Genomic DNA, 18,861 nt, shown 5'->3' with positions numbered 1-18,861 from the left:
TGGGTGGAAGTACGATGACCTCGTGTCGAGCGCAACACCACGCGAATCCGTGTCCTCCGCCACTGCGGCCGCGCCGGAGGCGCCCGCCGCCGACCGCGCCTACCAGCACGTCAAGGCCGGACTCCTGGACGGCAGCTACCCCGACGGCGAGCTGCTGTCCGAGGGCGAGGTGGCCAGCGCCCTGCAGATGTCCCGCACGCCCGTGCGCGAGGCCTTCCTGCGCCTGCAGACCGAGGGGTTCCTGCGGCTGTACCCGAAGCGCGGTGCACTCGTCGTGCCGGTCACCGCCGCCGAGGCCCGGGCCGTTGTGGAAGCCCGCCTGGCGCTGGAGAGCTTCGCCATCGACAAGCTCGCCGCGCAGGGCGACGAGGCGATGACCGCCATCGGCGCGGAGCTCGCCGAGCACCCGGCCTGCGACACCGCTGAGCTCAGCGACGCCGGTATGCACGAAGCCGACCGGGCCTTCCACGCCGCACTAGTCGCCGCGGCCGGGAACCCCGTCGTCGCGGACCTCTACAACGCCCTGCGCGACAAGCAGATGCGCATCACCGCCACGGCCCGCACGCACGCCGCCCGCCCCCGGATCACCCACCAGCACGCCCAGGTCGCGGCGGCGCTGCGGGACGGCGACGCCGAGCTCGCCAAGGCCCGGCTGCGCGAGCACCTGCTCGGCACGGTCCGCGCCTTCGGCGTCGCGGGCGGCCCCTACCTCGACCCGGACTCCGACGACCTCTGAGCGGTTCTTGCCGGAACGAGCAGGCCTGACGTGGCGCCGAGGCGGATTAAATTCAGTCAACACTGAACTAATCAACGTGACAAAACCCGATCACGCAGCCGGACCACGGGTGTCAGGACGAGCACCTAACCTCGGGGCGTGGCCACGTCGCAGTACGTCAAGGCAACCCCGCCACCCGGACTCCGGGCGCTGATCAGCGAGATCAGCGGCTACCGGCTGCTGTCCGCGCCCGGCGTGCACCGCGGCCTGCCCTCGTCGAGCCTGACCGCGATCATCACGCTGGACGAAACGGTGGACGTCACCTTCGACACCGGGCAGCACATGTCCTACACCGCGCTCGTCGGCGGGCTGCACAGCAAGCCCGCGACGATCCAGCACGGCGAGTTCCAGCACGGCATCCAGCTGGGCCTCACCCCGCTCGGCGCGCGGGCCCTGCTGGGCGTGCCCGCCGGTGAACTCGCCGACACCGGCCTCCACCTGGCCGATCTGCTCGGCCCGGCCGCCGCCGAGCTCACCGAGCGGCTGCGGTCGGTGAGCACCTGGAGCGAACGGTTCGACGTGCTCTGCGCGACGCTCCGCCGACTCGCCACCCCGGCGGCGCTTCCCTCCCCCGAACTCGGCTGGGTCTGGCGGCGCATGACCGAGACCGACGGGCACGTCCCGATCGCCGAGCTGGCCGACGAAGTGGGCTGGAGCCGCCAGCACCTCGGTGCGCGGTTCCGCCGCGAGTTCGGCCCCTCCCCCAAACTGCTGGGACGCGTGCTGCGCTTCCAGGCCGCCCGCCGCAGGCTCGTCGCCGGGCACCCGACCAGCTTGGCCGACATCGCCGCCGACTGCGGCTACACCGACCAGGCCCACTTCAACCGGGACTGGCGGGAGTTCGCCGGGGTGACCCCATCGCAGTGGATCGCCGAGGAGCTTCCATTCGTCCAAGGCGCGCAGCACCTCGGCACCGCATCCTGAGGCCATGACCAACACAGCACCGACCGGAATCTGGCCGCTGGTCCCCTACCTCGACAAGAAGGCGGGCATCCGCTTCCTGGTCGAGGCGTTCGGCTTCGAGGAAGCCCTCATCGTGCCCGGTGACGACGGCGAGATCGTGCACGCCGAACTCCGCTGGCCGCGCGGCGGCGGCATCATGATCGGCACCTGCGACCCGGAAAGCCCGTTCGCCCAGCAGAAGGGTTCCGCGAGCAACTACGTGGTCGCCGACGACATCGACGCGCTGTACGAACGCGCCCTGGCTGCTGGAGCCGAATCGCTCTACGCGCCGAGGGACCAGGACTACGGCTCGCGCGACTTCGTCGTCCGCGACCCCGAGGGCAACCTCTGGAGCTTCGGGACCTACGCAGGAACCTGAGAACTCCCCCCGAAACGAGTTGAGGGCGCCCGCGGCGAGCGGGCGCCCTCAACGGCTCACCTGGGTCAGCTGGGCTGGTCCGGCGGCGTGATCTGGTTGCCGAGCGTCGGGCTCGGCACCTCCTTGCGGGCCACCGCCTCGGCGGCGCGCACCGCCTCGGCGACCTCCGGCGTGGTGGAGGTGTCGAACCAGGCCTTGACCGACTCCTCTTCCTCCTCCGGCACCGAGGTCGGCGGTTCCTCCTTCGGCGGCTCGTAGCGGAACACGCCGTCGTCGCCAGGAGCGCCGAGCATCCGCGCGAAGCCCTCCAGGGACTTGCCGAACTCGCTGGGCACCACCCACACCTTGTTGGCGTCGCCCTGCGCCATCTGCGGCAGCGTCTGCAGGTACTGGTAGGCCAGCAGCTCCGGCGTCGGCTTGCCGCGCTTGACCGCCGCGAAGATCTTCTCGATCGCCTTGGCCTGGCCCTGCGCCTGCAGGTACCGGCTGGCCCGCTCGCCCTGCGCGCGCAGGATGCTGGACTGCCGGTCGGCCTCGGCCGCCAGGATCGCCGCCTGCTTCTGGCCCTCGGCCGCCAGGATCGCGGCCTGCTTCTCGCCCTCGGCGGTCTTGATCGCCGACTCCCGGGCGCCCTCGGCGTTGAGGATCATCGCGCGCTTCTCCCGGTCGGCGCGCATCTGCTTCTCCATCGAGTCCTGGATCGACGGCGGCGGGTCGATCGCCTTGAGCTCGACCCGCGCGACGCGGATGCCCCACCGGCCGGTCTCCTGGTCCAGCACCCCGCGCAGCTGGGTGTTGATCGCGTCGCGGGAGGTCAGCGTCTCCTCCAGGCTCATCGCGCCGACCACGTTGCGCAGCGTGGTGGTGGTCAGCTGCTCCACCGCGACGATGTAGTTGGAGATCTCGTACACCGCCGAGCGCGAGTCGGTGACCTGGAAGTACACCACGGTGTCGATGGACACCGTCAGGTTGTCCTGGGTGATCACCGGCTGCGGCGGGAACGACACCACCTGCTCGCGCAGGTCGATCTTGGCGCGCACCCGGTCCAGGAACGGCACCAGGAAGGTCAGCCCCGGCTCGGCCACCGACCGAAACTTGCCGAGGCGTTCGATCACGGCCGACTGCGCCTGCGGCACCACCATCACCGATTTCACCGCGATGATCAGCACCAGCAGCACCACGACCACCAGCACGATCAGTCCGCCAAACTCCACCCTCGTCTCCTCACAGCTCGGCCGACACCACTGCCGTCGCGCCCGCGATCTCGATCACGGTGACAGTCTGACCCGCCTCGATGACCTGCGTTTCGTCCAACGCCCGCGCCGACCACACCGAACCGTCGATGCGCACCTGCCCACCATGGACATCCACTGTGGATTCCGCCACCGCGCGCTTGCCCACCAGCGCGTCCACATTGGTCTTGAGCTCCAGCGGGTGGCTCATCAGCCGCCGCTTGAGCGCGGGACGCGCGATGAAGATCAGCCCCAGCCCCAGCACCGCGAAGACCACGGCGTCCACCGGCAGCGGCGCCCCCAGCGCGGACGCCCCGGCAGCTCCCAGCGCCGCGGCACCGAGCATCACCAGGACGAACTCGCCGGAGAGGACCTCAGCGGCGATCAGCAGCACCCCGGCGATCAACCACAGCAGCGCGGGCGTCATACCCCCATGGTGGCAGACGCCCCAGCACCGCGAGACCAGATCCGCGCGGCGTGATCAACGTGTGACTTCGTCCGGTTCAGCGGCCCGGCGCGTCCGCCGTCACGAAGTCGATCAGCTGCTCCACCGCGGCCAGCAGCGGTGCCTCCACGTCGCGGAAGCCGGACACCGCGGACAGCACCCGCCGCCACCCGTCGGCCGGTTCGCCCCAGCCCAGCTGGGCGCACACGCCCTGCTTCCAGTCGGTGCCGCGCGGCACCCGCGGCCAGGCCCGGATGCCCACCGCCTGCGGCTTCACCGCCTCCCAGATGTCCACGAACGGGTGACCGGTGATGAGCACGTGCGGATCGTCGACGCCGTCGACCAGCCGGGACTCCTTGCTGCCGGACACCAGGTGGTCGACCAGCACCCCGACCCGGCGCCCCGGTTCGGGGCCGAACTCGGCGAGCATCCCCGGCAGGTCGTCCACGCCGTGCAGCGGCTCCACCACCACGCCCTCGACCCGCAGGTCGTGCCCCCAGATCCGCTCCACCAGCTCGGCGTCGTGCAGACCTTCGACCCAGATGCGGCTGCCGCGCGCGGTGCGCGCCCGCAACCCCTCGACGCGCACCGAACCCGACGCCGACCGGGCGGGCTTGCGCTGCGCCGCGGCGGGCACCGGCACCAGCGTCGCCGGTCTGCCCTCGTGCAGGAACGCCGCCGGGCGCATCGGGAACAACCGCTGCTTGCCGTGGCGGTCCTCCAGCACCACGTTGTTCTTCTCCACCCGCAGCACCGCCCCGCAGAACCCGCTGGCCGGGTCCTCGACCACCAGCCCCGGTTCGGCGGGGATCTCGGGCACCTTCTTGCGGCGGGGGCCCGCGAGGACGTCCTTGCCGTAGTCAACCGAACGCACGAGGTGTGACCGTAATCCGATCGGGCGGCCCGCGGCGGGCGGCGCGCCGAGCCGAGCAGATCACACTCGCCCTCCCCCCGACGCGCATCCCGCCACCGGGTCCGTACCCTTTCTCGACGTGCCTTGCCCAAGCGCCACGATGGTTGTCTGGACGTCCGCCTGGCTGCACGGTGCAGCCGCCTCGGACGACGTGCTCGACGCCCTGCAGACCTGGGCCGAATCGCAGGAAGTCCGCGCCGCCGACGAAGATCTGGCCGCGCGGCTGGACCTCCCCGGCCCGCACGACACCCCCGCCGGTCCCGCGCTGCTGCTGGCGGCGCTGCGCAAGGCCGGCGCGACCGACGGCGAACTGGTCCTGCCGGTCCCCGGCGACGCCCGCGGGCTCGGCGGGTCGAGCCCCTTCGCGAAGCTGGCCATGCGCGTCGGCGAAGCCGTCGTGCTGCCCGACGCGGGTCTCGGGCTGGTCCCGGAGCGCGTCGCCGAGGGAATCCTGCGCTGGACGGTGTTCGGCACCGGCGAGCTGCCCCCGGCCGAGCACCTGCCGATCGGCGAGGCCGAGCACGGCATGGCCTCGGCGATGCGCGAAGCCGCCACCGCGCTGATCGAGCTCGGTGTCGCCAAGCAGCGCCCCGGCGTGCGCGAGGAGATCGCCGCGACGGTCGCCTCCCGACCGGCTCCCGACTGGCCCGAGGACGTCCCCCAGCGCACCCTGCGGATCCTGCAGCGCGCCACCGAGGTCGAAGCGATCCTGTGGGTGGCCACCGAGGACTCGCCCGGCGGCGCCCTGTCCGCCTCGGCGATCCGTGCCCGCACCGACGCGCTGCGCCCGCTGTTCGACGCGGTCCGCGCGGCGCGCTGCGCCTCGGTGGCCGAGATGGTCCGCGTCCTGGCCGACCGCGCCACCCGCTCCTGAACAGCTCAGGGCCCCTTCCGCCCAGGCCGGGCGGGAGGGGCCCTTCGTGCGCGCGGGATCAGAGCAGGAAGGAGAACAGCGGCGAGCCCGGCGAGACCTGCTCGATCTGCAACGGGGACTCCTTCATCCGCCTCAGCAGGCCCTCCAGCTCGTCGGCGCGGTCCAGCTCGATGCCCACCAGCGCCGGACCCGTCTCGCGGTTGTTCTTCTTGACGTACTCGAAGGCCACGATGTCCTGGCCGTCGTCGAGCACGTCGTCCAGGAAGTGCCGCAGCGCGCCCGGCTCCTGCGGGAACGTCACCAGGAAGTAGTGCCGCAGCCCCTCGTGCAGCAGGGAGCGCTCCACGACCTCGCCGTAGCGGCTCAGGTCGTTGTTGCCGCCCGAGACCACGCACACCACCGGCCCCTGCACCGGGCGCTCCAGCGGCAGCCGCGCTGCAGCGCTGGCCAGCGCACCGGCGGGCTCGGCGATGATGCCCTCGGTCTGGTACAGCTCGATCATCTCGGTGCACACCGCACCTTCGGGCACCGCCACGATCTCGTCCACCAGCTCCCGCACCACGCGGTAGCTCAGGTCGCCGACGCGCCCGACCGCGGCACCGTCGACGAACGTGTCCACCTCGGGCAGCGCGATCGGCCCGCCGTGCTCCAGCGCGGCGCGCATGCTGGCAGCCCCGGCCGGCTCCGCGCCGACCACCCGGACCTCGGGGAAGTGCTCCTTGAGCCACAGCACGACGCCCGCCAGCAGGCCACCGCCGCCGACCGGCACGATCACGGTGTCCACCGGGCCGTCGTGCTGCTCGGCGATCTCCAGGCCGACGGTGCCCTGCCCGGCGATGGTGCGCGGGTCGTCGAACGGGTGCACGTAGACGGCACCGGTGCGCTCGCTGTCCTGCCGGGACGCCTCGCTGGCCTCGTCGAAGGAGCTGCCGACGATGATCGGCTGCACCCACTCGCCGCCGATCTCGGCGATCCGGCGCCGCTTCTGGCGGGGCGTGTTGGCCGGGAGGTACACCCGGCCCTCGATCTTCAGCTCGCGGCAGGCGAAGGCCAAGCCCTGCGCGTGGTTCCCGGCGCTGGCGCACACCACGCCGCGCTCGCGCTCCTCGGCGCCGAGCGAGGAGATCAGGTTGTAGGCGCCGCGCACCTTGTAGGAGCGGCAGACCTGCATGTCCTCGCGCTTGAAGCGCACCGGGACGCCGAGCTCGCCGCTGAGGCGGCCGCTGGTCTCCAGCGGCGTGCGCCGGACCACCTGCCGCAGGCGGGTACCGGCTCGGAAGATCGCTGCGGGACTCAACTCTTCGGCCACTTAACGATACTAAAGGCGCAGGTCGACCCGACTGCGCTCGGGTGCTGCCCCGCCACCGAGCGCGCACACTGGGCACCCGGAGGGGGCGGTCGCGATGACCAGATCCGTCGTGGTGGGCGTCGACGGTTCACCGCCGTCGGCACGAGCGGCGCTGTGGGCCGGGACCGAGGCGGCACGGGCCGGTTGGCCGCTGCACCTGGTGCTGGTCAACGACGACCCCACCCGCGCGGACCACGCCGAGCGGACCGTCGAGGACCTGGTCGAGCGGTGCCGCCGGGCGCGGCCGGAGCTGCCGGTCACCGGCGAGGTCGCCGACGGCCACCCCGCCCGGGAACTGGTGCACCGCAGCGAGACCGCGCGACTGCTGGTCGTCGGTTCGCGCGGGCACGGCGCGTTCCGCGAGGTGCTGCTCGGATCGATCAGCACGACCGTGGCCGCGCACGCCCGCTGCCCGGTCGCGGTGGTGCGCGGCGCACCCCGCAACAGCGGGCCGGTGGCCGTCGGGGTCGACGACTCGCCCGGCAGCCAGGTCGCGCTGCGGCACGCCTTCGACTGCGCGACCCGTCGGCGCGCCGAGCTCGTCGCGGTGCAGGCCCTGCCGGACGCCTACTTCACCGCCGACGTCTACCCACCGCTGGACCCGCAGGAGATCCGCACCCGCGCCGACCTGCACCTGGCCGAGCAGCTCGCCGGTTGGTGCGCCGAGCACCCCGACGTGCCGGTGCACCGCCGAGTGGCCAACCAGCACCCGGTCGCCGCCCTGTGCTCCGCCGCGGAGTCCGCTCAGCTGCTGGTCGTGGGGCATCGCGGCCGCGGTGGCTTCGCCGGGCTGCTGCTCGGTTCGGTCGCCAACGGCGTCCTGCACCACGCGCCGTGCCCGGTCGCGGTGGTCCGGACCGCAGTGCACCGCTGACCGGTCATCGCGGCGGCTGCTGCCGCCAGACCGCCTTGTACCGCTCGGCGGCCTCGGCGTCGCGCTGCCTGCGCACCGCCGAGGCGTGGCCTGGCGGGAATCCGTAGCGCACCAGGCGCGAGTTGACGCTGTCCACCGAGTTGGTCAGCACGATGCGGGCCACCACCAGCAGCCCCAGCAGCAGAGCTCCGGCCGCGATCGGCCACGCCCCGCCGAACACGCCCAGCCCGACGAACAGCACCGCGCCCAGCGGCGCGATCTGGATCAACCCGCGGATCAGCACCCGCAGCACCCACGTCCGGCAGGTCGCGTCGTGCAGCACCCAGTCGCGGTACCGCTCGGGCAACCTGCCGCCGAACTGGTAGTACAACCAGCGCACGGGCCCGGGACGCTTGACGGACATCAACCCAGCCTAGCGCCCGGGACTCCCCGCGACGTCCACACCGGACGGACCGGGCCGAGGGCTTCCGCACGTCTGTTCGGCGTGGCACCATCGCGCGGTCGATCGAGCCGACCGCGGATCAGCGCGGAGGAAGGATCTGCCGCATGTTCAACGTCGAAGCGGTCCGGCTGGCCGGAGCCGACATCGAACTGCCCAGGATGATCCCGGTCGAGCAGCGGTTCGCCGCCGAGACCGTGGCGGACCTGGAGGGCAGCATCCGCGGCCAGGTCGCCGCGCACGACCGCGCCCACCCGGTCAGCGGCAAGCGGATCGCGATCACCGCGGGCAGCCGCGGCATCGCCCAGCTCGACCGCATCGTCGCCACCCTGGTCGACGCGCTGATCAGCTGCGGCGCCAAGCCGTTCGTGGTCCCGGCGATGGGCAGCCACGGCGGCGGTACCGCAGCAGGCCAGCGGCAGGTGCTCGCCGAGTACGGCATCACCGAGGAGAGCATCGGCGCGCCGATCGTCTCCTCGATGGAGACCGTCGTGGTCACCGAGCTCCCCGACGGCACGCCGGTGCACTTCGACGCCGAAGCCGCCCAGGCCGACGGGGTCGTGGTGCTCGGCCGCGTCAAGCCGCACACCGACTTCCGCGGCACCCACGAGAGCGGCCTGGCCAAGATGATCGCCATCGGGCTGGGCAAGCACCGCGGTGCCACCACCCTGCACTCGCACGGCTTCGAGGCGTTCCACACCCTCATCCCCGCCGTGGCCGAAGCGGTGCTGCAGGTGGTCCCGATCGAGTTCGGGCTGGCCGTGGTGGAGAACGCCTACGAGCACGTGGCCCAGCTGGAGCTGGTCCCGCCCGGCGCGCTGCTGGAGCGCGAGGCGGAGCTGCTGGTCGAGGCCAAGCGGCTGATGCCGAAGCTGCTGGTGTCCGACATCGACGTGCTGGTCGTCGACGAGATCGGCAAGGACATCAGCGGTGCCGGGATGGACCCCAACATCACCGGCCGCGCCCCGGTCAACTCCGCGGACTTCCGGGCGGTGCCGATCAAGCGCGTGGTGGTGCTCGGGCTGACCGAGCACACCAACGGCAACGCCTGCGGTCTCGGCATGGCCGACGTGACCACCCAGCGCTGCGTGGACCAGATCGAGTTCGGGTCCTTCTACACCAACTCGCTGACCTCCGGCGTGCCCGACGGCGCGCGCATCCCGATGGCGCTGGCCGACGACCGCGACGCGATCGTGGCCGCGCTGCACATGTCCCGCGGGCCCCGCGACCGCCCGGCGAAGGTGGTGCGCATCCGCAACACCCTGTCGATGCCGCGCATCGAGGTCTCCGAGGCCTACGCCCAGGAGGTCGCCGAGCACCCGGACCTGACGGCGCTCGGCGAACCGCACGACTGGGCCTTCGACGCCACGGGAACCCTCCAGCCCCTGCCCGCGCACTCCTGACTGCGGAAAGCCTCCTGCGTCCAGGCCTTCCGGGAATCGGAACCGCTCGTCGGGTGTCGTGCGACCGATGATTTATTTCATTCAACACTGAAGTAATAGATGCCATAGATTCATCTCGGCGGAGCACGCCGCAGGAGCCGCCGAGACCAGGCGGCGGAACTAAAATCGGAGGGTTCTCCCCCAGCGGCGAAGGCGAGGACGCCATGCAGCCTCCCCTGACCACCGACCGGTTGATCGTCCGCGACTGGACCACCAGCGACGCCGACGTGCAGGCCGCGCTGGCGCTCTACGGCCGACCCGAGGTGACCGAGTGGCTCACCCCGGTCGTCTCCAGCGTCGCCGACCTCGCCGCGATGCGCGCCGTGGTGCACTCCTGGACCGAGTCGCAGCCCAACCTGATCCCGCCGACCGGGCGGTGGGCGATGCAGCGCCGGTCCGACGACGTCGTGGTCGGCGGGCTGGTGCTGCGGATGCTGCCGCCCTACGACCACGACCTCGAGCTGACCTGGCAGCTGCGCCCCGAGGCGTGGGGCTTCGGCTACGCCACCGAGGCCGCGATCGCGCTGCTGCGCTGGGCGTTCAGCTACGACATCGACGCGGTGTTCGCCCTGACCCGCCCGGACAACGCGCGGGCGATCTCCACCGCGCAGCGCATCGGCATGGAGTGGGTCGGCGAGACGACCAAGTACTACGACACCGCGCTGCAGGTCTACCGCATCCGCCAGGGCGACCTGCCCGACTAGCGGCACGCCCCGCTCCACTGTGGACACGGCGATGATCACCGTGCGTCGCGAAACTGGACGCGATCGGATGATCTGCCGCGGGCGCCGATGAGTGCGATCCTGGAACGGGTCTTCGACCCAGCAGCACCGCACGGCCCCACCTAGCCGGAGGGAATTTGCCGCCCCAGACCAGGACGCCCCGCCAGCCCGCTCCCCCGCCCCGCCCGGCCCGGCCCCGGCCGCGCACCGGGGCGCGCGTGGCGGTGACGCTGCTGTCCGTGCTGGTGCTGGTGGTGACCGGGTACGGGTGGAGCAACTACCGGGACCTGCTCAACGGGCTGGCCACCAGCGACGTCACCGACGGCGCCGGGGCCGACGGGGCCACCGACATCCTGCTGGTCGGGATGGACAGCCGCACCGACGCGCACGGCAACCCGCTGCCCGAGGACGTGCTGCGCGAGCTGCACGCGGGCGAGAACGACGCGGCGCTGACCGACACGATCATCCTGCTGCACATCCCCAACGACGGCTCCAGCGCGACCGGGTTCTCCTTCCCCCGGGACTCCTACGTGCACATGCCCGGCCACGGCCGCCACAAGATCAACTCGGCGTACTCCCGCGGCAAGGAGACCGCCATCGCCGCGGGGTCCAGGCGCGGTGTCACCGACCAGGCGCAGCTGACCCGCGAGGGCGACGACGCCGGGCGCAAGCTGCTGGTGCGCACCGTCGAGCAGCTGACCGGGGTGTCGGTGGACCACTACGCCGAGGTCAACCTGCTCGGGTTCGCCCGCATCACGCAGGCCGTCGGCGGTGTCCCGGTATGCCTGCGGGCGGCCACGAAGGACAGCTACTCGGGAGCGGACTTCCGCGCCGGACCGCAGACCATCTCCGGCCCCGACGCGCTGGCGTTCGTCCGGCAGCGGCACGGCCTGCCGCGCGGGGACCTCGACCGCGTGGTGCGCCAGCAGGCGTTCCTGTCCGGGCTGACGCAGTCGATGCTCTCCGGCGGGGTGCTGGCCAACCCCGCCCGGCTGCGGGAGCTTATCGGCTCGGTCCAGGACTCCGTGGTGCTGGACCGGGACTGGGACGTGCTCGCCTTCGCCGAGCGGATGCGGGGGCTGGCCGGGGGCGCGGTCCGGTTCACCACCATCCCGATCGAGAACGCCGACTACGACACCCCGGAGGACGGCCAGGCGATCCTGGTCGACCCGCGAGCGGTCCGCGCGGCGGTCAACCGGACCATCGACCCGTCGGCCCCGCCACCGCCGGAAACGGCGGGCGAGGAGACCGGCGCGGCCACGGTGGACGTGCTCAACGCGACCCGCACCTCGGGCTTGGCGCAGCGGGTGCGGTCGGAGCTGTCCGAGCGGGGCGTGCAGGTGGGCAGGGTCGGCAACACCGGCGCTCGCAGTTCCTCGGTGGTCCAGTACGCGCCCGGCGCCTCCGCCACCGCCGAGAAGGTCGCTTCGCTGCTCGGCCTGTCGGCGGAGGAGAACGGGTCCGTGCCGAGCGGTCGCGTCCAGGTGCTGATCGGCAGCGACTACCGCGGCCCCGCCGCGCCGAGGTTCGCCCCGCCGCAGGCCGTCGTGCTCGACGGACCGGCCAAGCAGCAGAGCACCGCCCCGGAACCCGAGACGATCACCGCGGACGGCATCCCCTGCGTCAACTGACCCGAGGCTGATCGGTGGTGAGGCAGCCCCCTCGCCCGTCTCACCACCGACCAGCGCGGCTGGTGGCTACCCCCAGTGACCCAACCGCCAGCCCGTCGGCACCGGCGCCGCGGACGGCACCGCTGCTGTCCGGTTGTCGGAAAGCCCGCGAAGGGGTTCGTCCAGACCTCTGCGCCGGTGGTGCGTCGTCGGTCATCTCGTGAACCGGCGGCTGGATGATCAACAGCCCCAGCATCGTCGAGCGCCGCGGTGCGCCGGGGTCTGGAACGGGTCCACCGCTGGATGACGATACGCCGGGCACCGGACCGCCGCGAGCTGCGCGCTGGGCGGCCGTGCTCGGACAATCACCGTTCCGGGGCGCAGGTTTTCACCCGATGCACGGAATTGAGTGGCGCTTCTCTCAGACGCCGGGGTAGAGGGCCCGCGAACGCGCCGGTTCGAAACTGCGTGCGGTAGCGTTTCCGCATGTCCAACGCACCGATCTCGCCCGCGCACGCCTACGAAGTGCTGTTGGCAGGCAACAAGAGATTCGTCGAGAACAACCACCAGCACCCGAACCAGGACGCCGCCTACCGCGCGTCGCTGGCGCCGGGACAGCGTCCCTTCGCCGTGCTGTTCGGCTGCTCCGACTCCCGGCTGGCCGCCGAGATCATCTTCGACCAGGGGCTCGGCGACCTGTTCGTGGTGCGCACCGCCGGTCAGGTCACCGGCCCCGAGGTGCTGGGCAGCATCGAGTACGGCGTCGGTGTGCTCGGTGCCCCGCTGGTGGTCGTGCTCGGCCACGACTCCTGCGGCGCGGTGACCGCGGCCCGGCAGACCGTCATCGAGGGGGCCGCGCCGCCCGGGTTCATCCGCGACATCGTGGAGCGCGTGACGCCGAGCGTGCTGGCCGCCCGCGCCGAGGGCGAGACCGAGGTCGACGGGATCGTGGACGTGCACATCCAGCGCACCACCGACCTGCTGCTGGAGCGGTCCACCCTGCTGGCCAAGGAGGTCGAAGCGGGCCGCTGCGCGGTCGTCGGCCTGTGCTACCACCTCACCGACGGCACGGTCCGCGAGGTCGGCAACCGCGGGCTGACTCCCCGGAGCACCGAGGCGTAACGCGGCACTTCGCACCGAGCACCCCCGCGTCTGAGGCAGGCGCGGGGGTGCTGCGCTTCGGGCGGCCGGAACGGGCTGGTCACGTTAGCCTTCGGGAGCACGATCCGGGGGGAAAGGATCCAGTCCGGTGACCGTCCAGCCGCGTCGAGTGCTGCTGATCAGCGCGACCATCGGTGAGGGGCACAACGCGACCGGCCGGGCCGTGGCGGAGGCCGCCGGTCGGGTGTGGCCGGGGTGCGAGATCGGCTGGCTGGACGCGCTGCGCGCGATGGGCCGCTGGGTGCCCGGCGCGTTCAACTGGATCTACGTCACCAACGTCGAGTCCACCCCGTGGCTGTACGACTTCTTCTACGCATCGCTGTGGCGCCACCGCTGGTTCGCCAACGCCTCGCGCCGCTTCGTCGGGGCCTGGAGCGGGCGGAGGATGCGGCGGGCGATCGCCGAGCACGACCCCGACCTGATCGTCTCGACCTACCCGCTGGGCACCGCGGGGCTGGACTGGCTGCGGCGGCGCGGCGAGCTGGACGTCCCGGTGGCGGCGGTCGTCTCGGACTTCTCCCCGCACCCGTTCTGGGTCTACCCCGAGATCGACCTGCACCACGTGATGAGCGAGGCCAGCCTGCGGGAGATGCGGCGGGCCGAGCCGGACGCGGTGGGCGCGGTGTGCGTGCCACCGGTGGTCTCGGCGTTCCGGCCCGGTGACCGGGCCGCCGCTCGGCGCCAGTTCGGCCTTCCGGAGTCGGGGTTCACGGTGCTGATCTCGTGCGGTTCGCTCGGGTTCGGTTCGGTGGAGCGAGCGGTGGAGGCCGCGCTGCGCGCCGAGGGCGTGGCTCGGGTCGTGGTGGTCTGCGGTCGCAACGACGCGTTGCGGCAGCGGTTCGCCGATCGCCCCGAGGACCGGCTCGTCGCGCTGGGGTGGGTGGACGACATGCCGGGCCTGGTGGCCTGCGCGGACGTCGTGGTGACCAACGCGGGCGGGGCGACCGCGCTGGAGGCGCTGGCCTGCGGGCGGGCGGTGGTCATGTTCGAGCCGATCGCCGGGCACGGGCGGGCCAACGCCGAGCTGATGGCCGACGCCGAGCTGGCCGAGCTGTGCCCGCGAGCGGCCGATCTGACCGCGACGTTGCGCCGCTGGGCGGCGGAGCCGGACGAACTCGCCCAGCGGGAGCAACAGGCCCTCAAGCACTGCCAGACCGCGGACTTCGCCGACCAGGTGGCCGCGCTGGCGCACCTCCCCCGGCACCGAGGTCGCCGTCCCCTGCGCCCGCAGGACGCCTTCTTCGTCCACGCGACGACTCGAGCGGTCGCGCAGCAGACCGGCGCGGTCCTGCGGCTGGAAGGGCCGCCGCGGACCGTTCACGACTGGCACGAGGAGATCGCCGGGCGGATCGAACGGCGTGCCGGGCAGTTGCCGATGCTCACGCGGCGCTTGGCGATGCGCCGGGGCAGGCGACCGCAATGGATCCACGACCGGGACGTCGAACCGCGCGACCACCTGCGCTGCCGCGAGGTCCGCGGCGAGCAAGCCGTCGCAGCTGCCCGAGACCAGTTCTTCAGCGCCCCGGTGCGCACCGACCGTCAGCCGTGGGAGCTCCTGCTGCTGCGCGAGACCGAGTCCGGTCAGGTGTCGTTGCTGGCGAAGCTGCACCACGCCCTCGGTGATGGCGTCGCCGTGACCAGCACGCTGCTGCGGTTGCTGACCGACGATCCGCAGCCCGCGTCGGTGCCGGGGCGAGGTGATCGGCCCAAGTGGCACCGACGCGCGGGGGCGATCACACGCGGGTTGGTGAGCCTGGCCGGGGCAGGACCTGCGCCGAGCAGCGCTTGGGCGGGGCGCAGCACCGCGAACCGCTCCTTCGACGGGTTGGAGCTCCCCGCCGCCGAGGTCCGCGCGTGCGCGCGGCAGCGCGGCGTGAGCACCACGGCGCTGCTGCTCGGTGTGGTGGCCGAAGCGCTGCACCGGGCATTGCCCGATCCGGTGGCTGGCCAGCGGTTCCGGGTGATGGTGCCGCGCACGGTCCGCACCGGGCGGGGCGGGGTCGGAGCCGACGTTCCCGGCAACCACACCGCATCGCTGTCGCTGGACCTGCCGGTGGGCCCGATGCCCGTCGAGCAGCGGCTCGCCGCCGTTGCCGCCGAGCTCGGCAAACCGGAGCGAACCGGTCAACCCGCTGCGGCCGGTGCCGTGCTGGCTGCGCTCGGCGTGCTGCCCGCCCCGCTGCACGCCTGGGTCGTGCGGCAGATCTACCAGCGCCGGTTCTTCAGCGCTGTGGTGTCGGTGCTGCCCGGGCAGCGCCGACCGGCGCACGTGGGCCCGGCGCTGATCGCGGGCGTGCTGCCGGTGCTGTCGCTGGCCGACGGCGTGGGCGTCGCCGTGGGCGCGATCGGCTGGGCCGACCGCGTCGGATTCGGCGTCACCACGGACACCGGGCTCGCGCCCGGCGCAGCAGTGCTGACCGGGCACCTCCGCAATGCCTTCGCGGCTCTGCGGGCAGGTGATCGGCAGTGAGCTCGAACGCCACGGTGCTGGTGATCGCCGTTCCCGCCGCGATCGTCGGAGCGGCCAGCTTCGGCCTGGCCAGCGCGATCCAGCACCGGGTCACCAAGCAGGTCCCCAAGGTGCGCACCTTCAACCCGCGCATGTTCTTCGAGCTGGTGCGCAAGCCGATCTGGGTCCTGAGCATCCTCACCGTGATCGTCGGGTTGTCGTTGCAGGTGGTGGCGCTGGCGTTCGGACCGCTGGTGCTGGTGCAGCCGCTGCTGGTGACCTCGGTGCTGTTCGGCGCCGCGTTCGCCGCGTGGATGGCGCACCGCAAGATGGACCTGGTGCTGGCGCTGGGCGGGCTGGCCTGCGTCGGCGGGCTCTCGGCCTTCCTGGTGCTGGCGCGGCCCTCCGGGCAGGGCAGCGAGTTCACCGGCGCGTCGATCCTGCCGCTGGCCCTGGCGCTCGGTCTGCTGGTGCTGGTGTCGCTGGCGGCGTCCCGGATCCCCGGCGAGGCCGGGGTCATCGGCATGGCGGTGGCCACCGGGGTGCTCTACGGGGTGACCGCCGGGTTGATCAAGGTGGTGGCCGGTCAGTTCCGCACCGGCGGGCTGGCCGAACCGTTCCAGCACTGGACGCTCTACGCGGTGTGCGTGATCGGACCGATGGGGTTCCTGCTCAGCCAGCAGACCTTCCAGCGCGGCCGGTTGATGTCGCCCGCGCTCGCGGTGATCACCACGGTGGACCCGCTGGTCGCGGCCGCGATCGGGGTGAGCTGGCTGGGCGAGCGGATCGAGTCCTCCCCCGCCATCCTCACCGGCGAGGTGGTCTCCGCGGTGGTCATCGTCATCGGCATCGCGGTGCTGACCCGCCGCAGCGAGCAGCTGCGCCGGATTCTCGACCGCAGCGACGGCCCAGCGGACGCGACGTGGGGCTGACGGTGCGCGGCCGGACCGCGCTGGTCACGGGTGCTTCCTCGGGCATCGGTGCGGCCGCGGCCGCCGAGCTGGCCGCGCACGGGTGCCAGCTCGTGCTCGTCGGCCGCGACCAGCGGCGGCTGGCGGAGGTGGCGGAGCGGACCGGGGGGCGGGCGCTGGCCGCCGAGCTGACCGACCCGACCGGGCTCGACCGCGTCGTCACCGCAGCGCGGCGGGTGGACCTGCTGGTGCACTGCGCGGGAGTCGGGTGGGCCGGTGACCTGGCGTCGATGTCGGCCGAGCAGGTGGAGGCGCTGATGGCGGTGAACCTGACCGCGCCGGTGCTGCTGACCAGCGCGGTGCTGCCGGAGCTGCGGCGGCGGCGCGGGCACGTCGTCTTCGTGTCCTCGATCGCGGTCGTCGGCGTGCGCGACGAGGAGGTCTACGCGGCCACCAAGGCCGGTGTGCGGGCCTTCGCCGAGAGCCTGCGCCACCTCGACGACATCGGGGTCACCACGGTGTTCCCGGGCGCGGTGCGCACGCCGTTCTTCGCCGGTCGCCGCTACGACCGGCGCTTCCCGCGGATGCTGACGCCGCAGGAGGTCGCTGCGGCGCTGGTCCGGGGCGTTCAGCGCGGTCGGGCGGAGGTCTTCGTCCCCGCGTGGCTCGCGGTGCCCGCCCGGCTGCAGGGCGCCCTGCCCGGCCTGTTCCGCGCCCTGGCCCGCAGGTTCGGTTAGCCGCGCAGTGCTCGGATCGACTCCCGCAGCGAGCCCATGGTGGCCAGGACCGCGGTCGGTTCGTAGCCGCAGTGCGCCATGCAGTTCGCGCAGCGGGGGTCGTTGCCGCGCCCGTAGCTCGACCAGTCGGTCTCCTCCAGCAGCTCTCGGTAGGTCGCCACGTAGCCGTCGTTCATCAGGTAGCACGGCCGCTGCCAGCCGTAGAGCGAGTAGGACGGGATGGCCCACGCCGTGCAGCGGAAGTCGACCTCGCCCGCCAGGAAGTCCAGGAACAGCGGCGAGTGGTTGAACCGCCACCGGCGCCGGCGGCCGTCGGCGAAGACCTTGCGGAACAGCTCGCGGGTCTCCGCGACGCCCAGGAAGTGCTCCTGGTCCGGCGCCTTGTCGTAGGCGTAGGCCGGGGAGAGCATCATCTGGTCGACCTGCAGGTCGTCGTTGAGGTAGTCCAGCACCTCGATCACCGACTGCGGGGTGTCGGAGGTGAAGAACGTGGAGTTCGTGGTCACCCGGAACCCGCGCCGCTGGACCTCCTTGATGTTGTCCACCGCCTGCGCGAAGACGCCCTTCTTGCACACCGAGGCATCGTGCCGCTCCTCCAACCCGTCGATGTGCACCGCCCACGCGAAGTACGGCGAGGGGCGGAACCGGTCGAGCTTGCGGGGCAGCAGCAGCGCGTTGGTGCACAGGTAGACGAACTTCCGGCGCTTGACGAGCTCCTCGACGATGACCTCGATCTCCGGGTGCATCAGCGGTTCGCCGCCGGCGATCGAGACCACCGGGGCACCGCACTCCTCCACCGCGGCGAGGGCCTGCTCCACCGGCATCCGCTGCTTGAGCACGTTCGCCGGGTGCTGGATCTTGCCGCAGCCCGCGCACTTGAGGTTGCAGGCGAACAGCGGCTCCAGCTCCAGGGTCAGGGCGAACTTCTCGCGGCGGGCCAGCTTCTGCTTGACCAGGTAGGCCCCGACGCGGACGGCTTGGCGCACGGGAATGCCCATTCAGAACACCTCCTCGGGTGCGTGGCGGTTCTCCGGTGATGCGACGCGGCTCCACCTCGACAGGCAGGAGCCGACGGCGTGCAGGCGGGCGAGCGCGGTCATGGTCCGGCGAGGTGTTCCCGGCCGCAGCAGCGGCTGCTCCGCGGTGTCGAGCACGACCCGCACCACCGCGATCCCCCGCGCGCCTGCGGCGCGGGCGAGCACCGCGGATTCCATGTCGACCGCCAGCGCGCCTGTGGCGGCCAGTTCCGCCCGCTGCGCACCGCGCACGACGTGCCGGGTGGTCAGGATCGGCCCGCAGTGCACCGGGAACCCGGCGCGGTGCAGCTCCGCGACCAGTGCGGGCGCGGAGCTGCACCGCACCGCGCCGTCCGGCCCGCGGACCTCGTCGGCCACGACCACGTCGCCGCTGCGGACGTCTTCACCGACGCCGCCGCCGAGACCGGCGACGACGAGCAGGTCGAAGTCCGCAGCGGCGAGGGCGGTCGCGCTGCGCGCGCTGCGCCGCGGGCCGAAGCCCGTGCGGCGAACGGAGTTCCGGCCGAGTGCCGCCCGCAGCGCCCGGGCCTCCAGGCCCAGCGGTGCGCAGATCAGCAGCCGTGCGGGCATC

Annotated in this window: 19 protein-coding genes; 12 read left to right on the top strand and 7 right to left on the bottom strand. The window is 72.5% G+C overall.

All coding sequences use genetic code 11. The features are described 5' to 3' along the window. Nucleotides 1–49 precede the first annotated feature (49 nt). The 3 genes from F1721_RS10985 (at nt 50) to F1721_RS10975 (ending at nt 2,096) form a co-directional block, all read left to right on the top strand. Entirely contained in the window at nt 50–736 is a 687-nt protein-coding gene (locus F1721_RS10985) for a GntR family transcriptional regulator (protein WP_150066529.1), read from the top strand. A 138-nt stretch (nt 737–874) separates the two neighbouring features. Continuing rightward, complete coding sequence (locus tag F1721_RS10980) at nt 875–1,699, top strand: AraC family transcriptional regulator (RefSeq protein ID WP_150066528.1); 825 nt, start codon at nt 875–877, stop codon at nt 1,697–1,699. A 4-nt stretch (nt 1,700–1,703) separates the two neighbouring features. Next, nucleotides 1,704–2,096, top strand: a complete 393-nt coding sequence (locus F1721_RS10975) for a VOC family protein (RefSeq protein WP_150066527.1) — start codon at nt 1,704–1,706, stop codon at nt 2,094–2,096. A 65-nt stretch (nt 2,097–2,161) separates the two neighbouring features. On the opposite strand, the gene F1721_RS10970 is transcribed toward F1721_RS10975, so the two are convergent. From F1721_RS10970 to F1721_RS10960, 3 genes are all read right to left on the bottom strand, one after another. Continuing rightward, nucleotides 2,162–3,238: an SPFH domain-containing protein gene (locus F1721_RS10970; protein WP_387511537.1), complete on the bottom strand. Its 1,077-nt coding sequence runs from the start codon at nt 3,236–3,238 to the stop codon at nt 2,162–2,164. Nucleotides 3,239–3,320: 82 nt separating this feature from the next. Beyond that, nucleotides 3,321–3,755, bottom strand: a complete 435-nt coding sequence (locus F1721_RS10965) for an NfeD family protein (protein WP_150066525.1) — start codon at nt 3,753–3,755, stop codon at nt 3,321–3,323. Between the two features lie 76 nt (nt 3,756–3,831). Next, complete coding sequence (locus F1721_RS10960) at nt 3,832–4,647, bottom strand: DUF3097 domain-containing protein (RefSeq protein WP_150066524.1); 816 nt, start codon at nt 4,645–4,647, stop codon at nt 3,832–3,834. Nucleotides 4,648–4,786: 139 nt separating this feature from the next. Here F1721_RS10960 and F1721_RS10955 point away from each other — a divergent pair, with 139 nt between their 5' ends. After that, nucleotides 4,787–5,560, top strand: coding sequence for a hypothetical protein (locus F1721_RS10955; protein ID WP_211840423.1), 774 nt, complete (start codon nt 4,787–4,789; stop codon nt 5,558–5,560). Between the two features lie 58 nt (nt 5,561–5,618). Here the strand turns inward: F1721_RS10955 and ilvA are convergent, their stop codons facing one another. After that, nucleotides 5,619–6,869: a threonine ammonia-lyase IlvA gene (gene ilvA / locus F1721_RS10950; protein ID WP_150066522.1), complete on the bottom strand. Its 1,251-nt coding sequence runs from the start codon at nt 6,867–6,869 to the stop codon at nt 5,619–5,621. Nucleotides 6,870–6,963: 94 nt separating this feature from the next. Between ilvA and F1721_RS10945 the strand changes: the two genes are divergently transcribed. Further along, nucleotides 6,964–7,782 (top strand): universal stress protein, encoded by an 819-nt coding sequence (locus F1721_RS10945; RefSeq protein ID WP_150066521.1) that lies wholly within the window; start codon nt 6,964–6,966, stop codon nt 7,780–7,782. Between the two features lie 4 nt (nt 7,783–7,786). Here F1721_RS10945 and F1721_RS10940 read toward each other — a convergent pair whose 3' ends face one another. Further along, nucleotides 7,787–8,185, bottom strand: a complete 399-nt coding sequence (locus F1721_RS10940) for a DUF5313 family protein (RefSeq protein ID WP_150066520.1) — start codon at nt 8,183–8,185, stop codon at nt 7,787–7,789. 143 nt (nt 8,186–8,328) lie between these two features. Between F1721_RS10940 and F1721_RS10935 the strand changes: the two genes are divergently transcribed. The 7 genes from F1721_RS10935 to F1721_RS10905 all read left to right on the top strand — a co-directional run bounded on the left by F1721_RS10935 (nt 8,329) and on the right by F1721_RS10905 (nt 17,253). Continuing rightward, the gene (locus tag F1721_RS10935) at nt 8,329–9,624 is read left to right on the top strand and encodes a nickel pincer cofactor-dependent isomerase, group 22 (RefSeq protein ID WP_150066519.1); all 1,296 of its coding nucleotides are present in this window, start codon (nt 8,329–8,331) and stop codon (nt 9,622–9,624) included. Nucleotides 9,625–9,827: 203 nt separating this feature from the next. Next, on the top strand, nt 9,828–10,367 hold the full coding sequence (locus F1721_RS10930; RefSeq protein WP_150066518.1) for a GNAT family N-acetyltransferase: 540 nt from the start codon (nt 9,828–9,830) through the stop codon (nt 10,365–10,367). Between the two features lie 236 nt (nt 10,368–10,603). After that, a complete protein-coding gene (locus F1721_RS10925; RefSeq protein WP_246154660.1) occupies nt 10,604–12,016 on the top strand; it encodes an LCP family protein in 1,413 nt (470 codons plus the stop codon). A 465-nt stretch (nt 12,017–12,481) separates the two neighbouring features. Beyond that, nucleotides 12,482–13,117: a carbonic anhydrase gene (locus F1721_RS10920; protein WP_150066516.1), complete on the top strand. Its 636-nt coding sequence runs from the start codon at nt 12,482–12,484 to the stop codon at nt 13,115–13,117. A 127-nt stretch (nt 13,118–13,244) separates the two neighbouring features. After that, nucleotides 13,245–15,626: a wax ester/triacylglycerol synthase domain-containing protein gene (locus tag F1721_RS10915; RefSeq protein WP_150066515.1), complete on the top strand. Its 2,382-nt coding sequence runs from the start codon at nt 13,245–13,247 to the stop codon at nt 15,624–15,626. Further along, complete coding sequence (locus F1721_RS10910; RefSeq protein WP_246154659.1) at nt 15,623–16,537, top strand: DMT family transporter; 915 nt, start codon at nt 15,623–15,625, stop codon at nt 16,535–16,537. Before F1721_RS10915 ends, F1721_RS10910 begins: the two co-directional genes overlap by 4 nt. Next, a complete protein-coding gene (locus F1721_RS10905) occupies nt 16,534–17,253 on the top strand; it encodes an SDR family NAD(P)-dependent oxidoreductase (protein ID WP_150066934.1) in 720 nt (239 codons plus the stop codon). Before F1721_RS10910 ends, F1721_RS10905 begins: the two co-directional genes overlap by 4 nt. Here the strand turns inward: F1721_RS10905 and hpnH are convergent. Both hpnH and F1721_RS10895 read right to left on the bottom strand, forming a co-directional pair. Further along, nucleotides 17,250–18,251 carry an adenosyl-hopene transferase HpnH gene (hpnH, locus tag F1721_RS10900; RefSeq protein ID WP_150066514.1) on the bottom strand — a complete coding sequence of 334 codons (1,002 nt, stop codon included), beginning with the start codon at nt 18,249–18,251 and terminating at the stop codon, nt 17,250–17,252. The two genes, F1721_RS10905 and hpnH, sit on opposite strands and share 4 nt — an antisense overlap. After that, complete coding sequence (locus F1721_RS10895) at nt 18,252–18,860, bottom strand: phosphorylase family protein (RefSeq protein WP_150066513.1); 609 nt, start codon at nt 18,858–18,860, stop codon at nt 18,252–18,254. Nucleotide 18,861 lies beyond the last annotated feature (1 nt).

The organism is Saccharopolyspora hirsuta (genome assembly GCF_008630535.1).
In the GTDB taxonomy this organism is placed as follows: Bacteria; Actinomycetota; Actinomycetes; order Mycobacteriales; family Pseudonocardiaceae; genus Saccharopolyspora; species Saccharopolyspora hirsuta.
This window is presented reverse-complemented; position numbering and strand designations above follow the sequence as displayed.

Coding starts and splice junctions, on each gene's coding strand:
- F1721_RS10895 (WP_150066513.1), bottom strand. CDS start 18,860: ATGCCCGCACGGCTGCTGATCTGCGCACCGCTGGGCCTGGAGGCCCGG.
- F1721_RS10930 (WP_150066518.1), top strand. CDS start 9,828: ATGCAGCCTCCCCTGACCACCGACCGGTTGATCGTCCGCGACTGGACC.
- hpnH (WP_150066514.1), bottom strand. CDS start 18,251: ATGGGCATTCCCGTGCGCCAAGCCGTCCGCGTCGGGGCCTACCTGGTC.
- F1721_RS10935 (WP_150066519.1), top strand. CDS start 8,329: ATGTTCAACGTCGAAGCGGTCCGGCTGGCCGGAGCCGACATCGAACTG.
- F1721_RS10920 (WP_150066516.1), top strand. CDS start 12,482: ATGTCCAACGCACCGATCTCGCCCGCGCACGCCTACGAAGTGCTGTTG.
- F1721_RS10940 (WP_150066520.1), bottom strand. CDS start 8,185: ATGTCCGTCAAGCGTCCCGGGCCCGTGCGCTGGTTGTACTACCAGTTC.
- F1721_RS10955 (WP_211840423.1), top strand. CDS start 4,787: ATGGTTGTCTGGACGTCCGCCTGGCTGCACGGTGCAGCCGCCTCGGAC.
- F1721_RS10975 (WP_150066527.1), top strand. CDS start 1,704: ATGACCAACACAGCACCGACCGGAATCTGGCCGCTGGTCCCCTACCTC.
- F1721_RS10970 (WP_387511537.1), bottom strand. CDS start 3,238: ATGGTGGTGCCGCAGGCGCAGTCGGCCGTGATCGAACGCCTCGGCAAG.
- F1721_RS10945 (WP_150066521.1), top strand. CDS start 6,964: ATGACCAGATCCGTCGTGGTGGGCGTCGACGGTTCACCGCCGTCGGCA.
- F1721_RS10965 (WP_150066525.1), bottom strand. CDS start 3,755: ATGACGCCCGCGCTGCTGTGGTTGATCGCCGGGGTGCTGCTGATCGCC.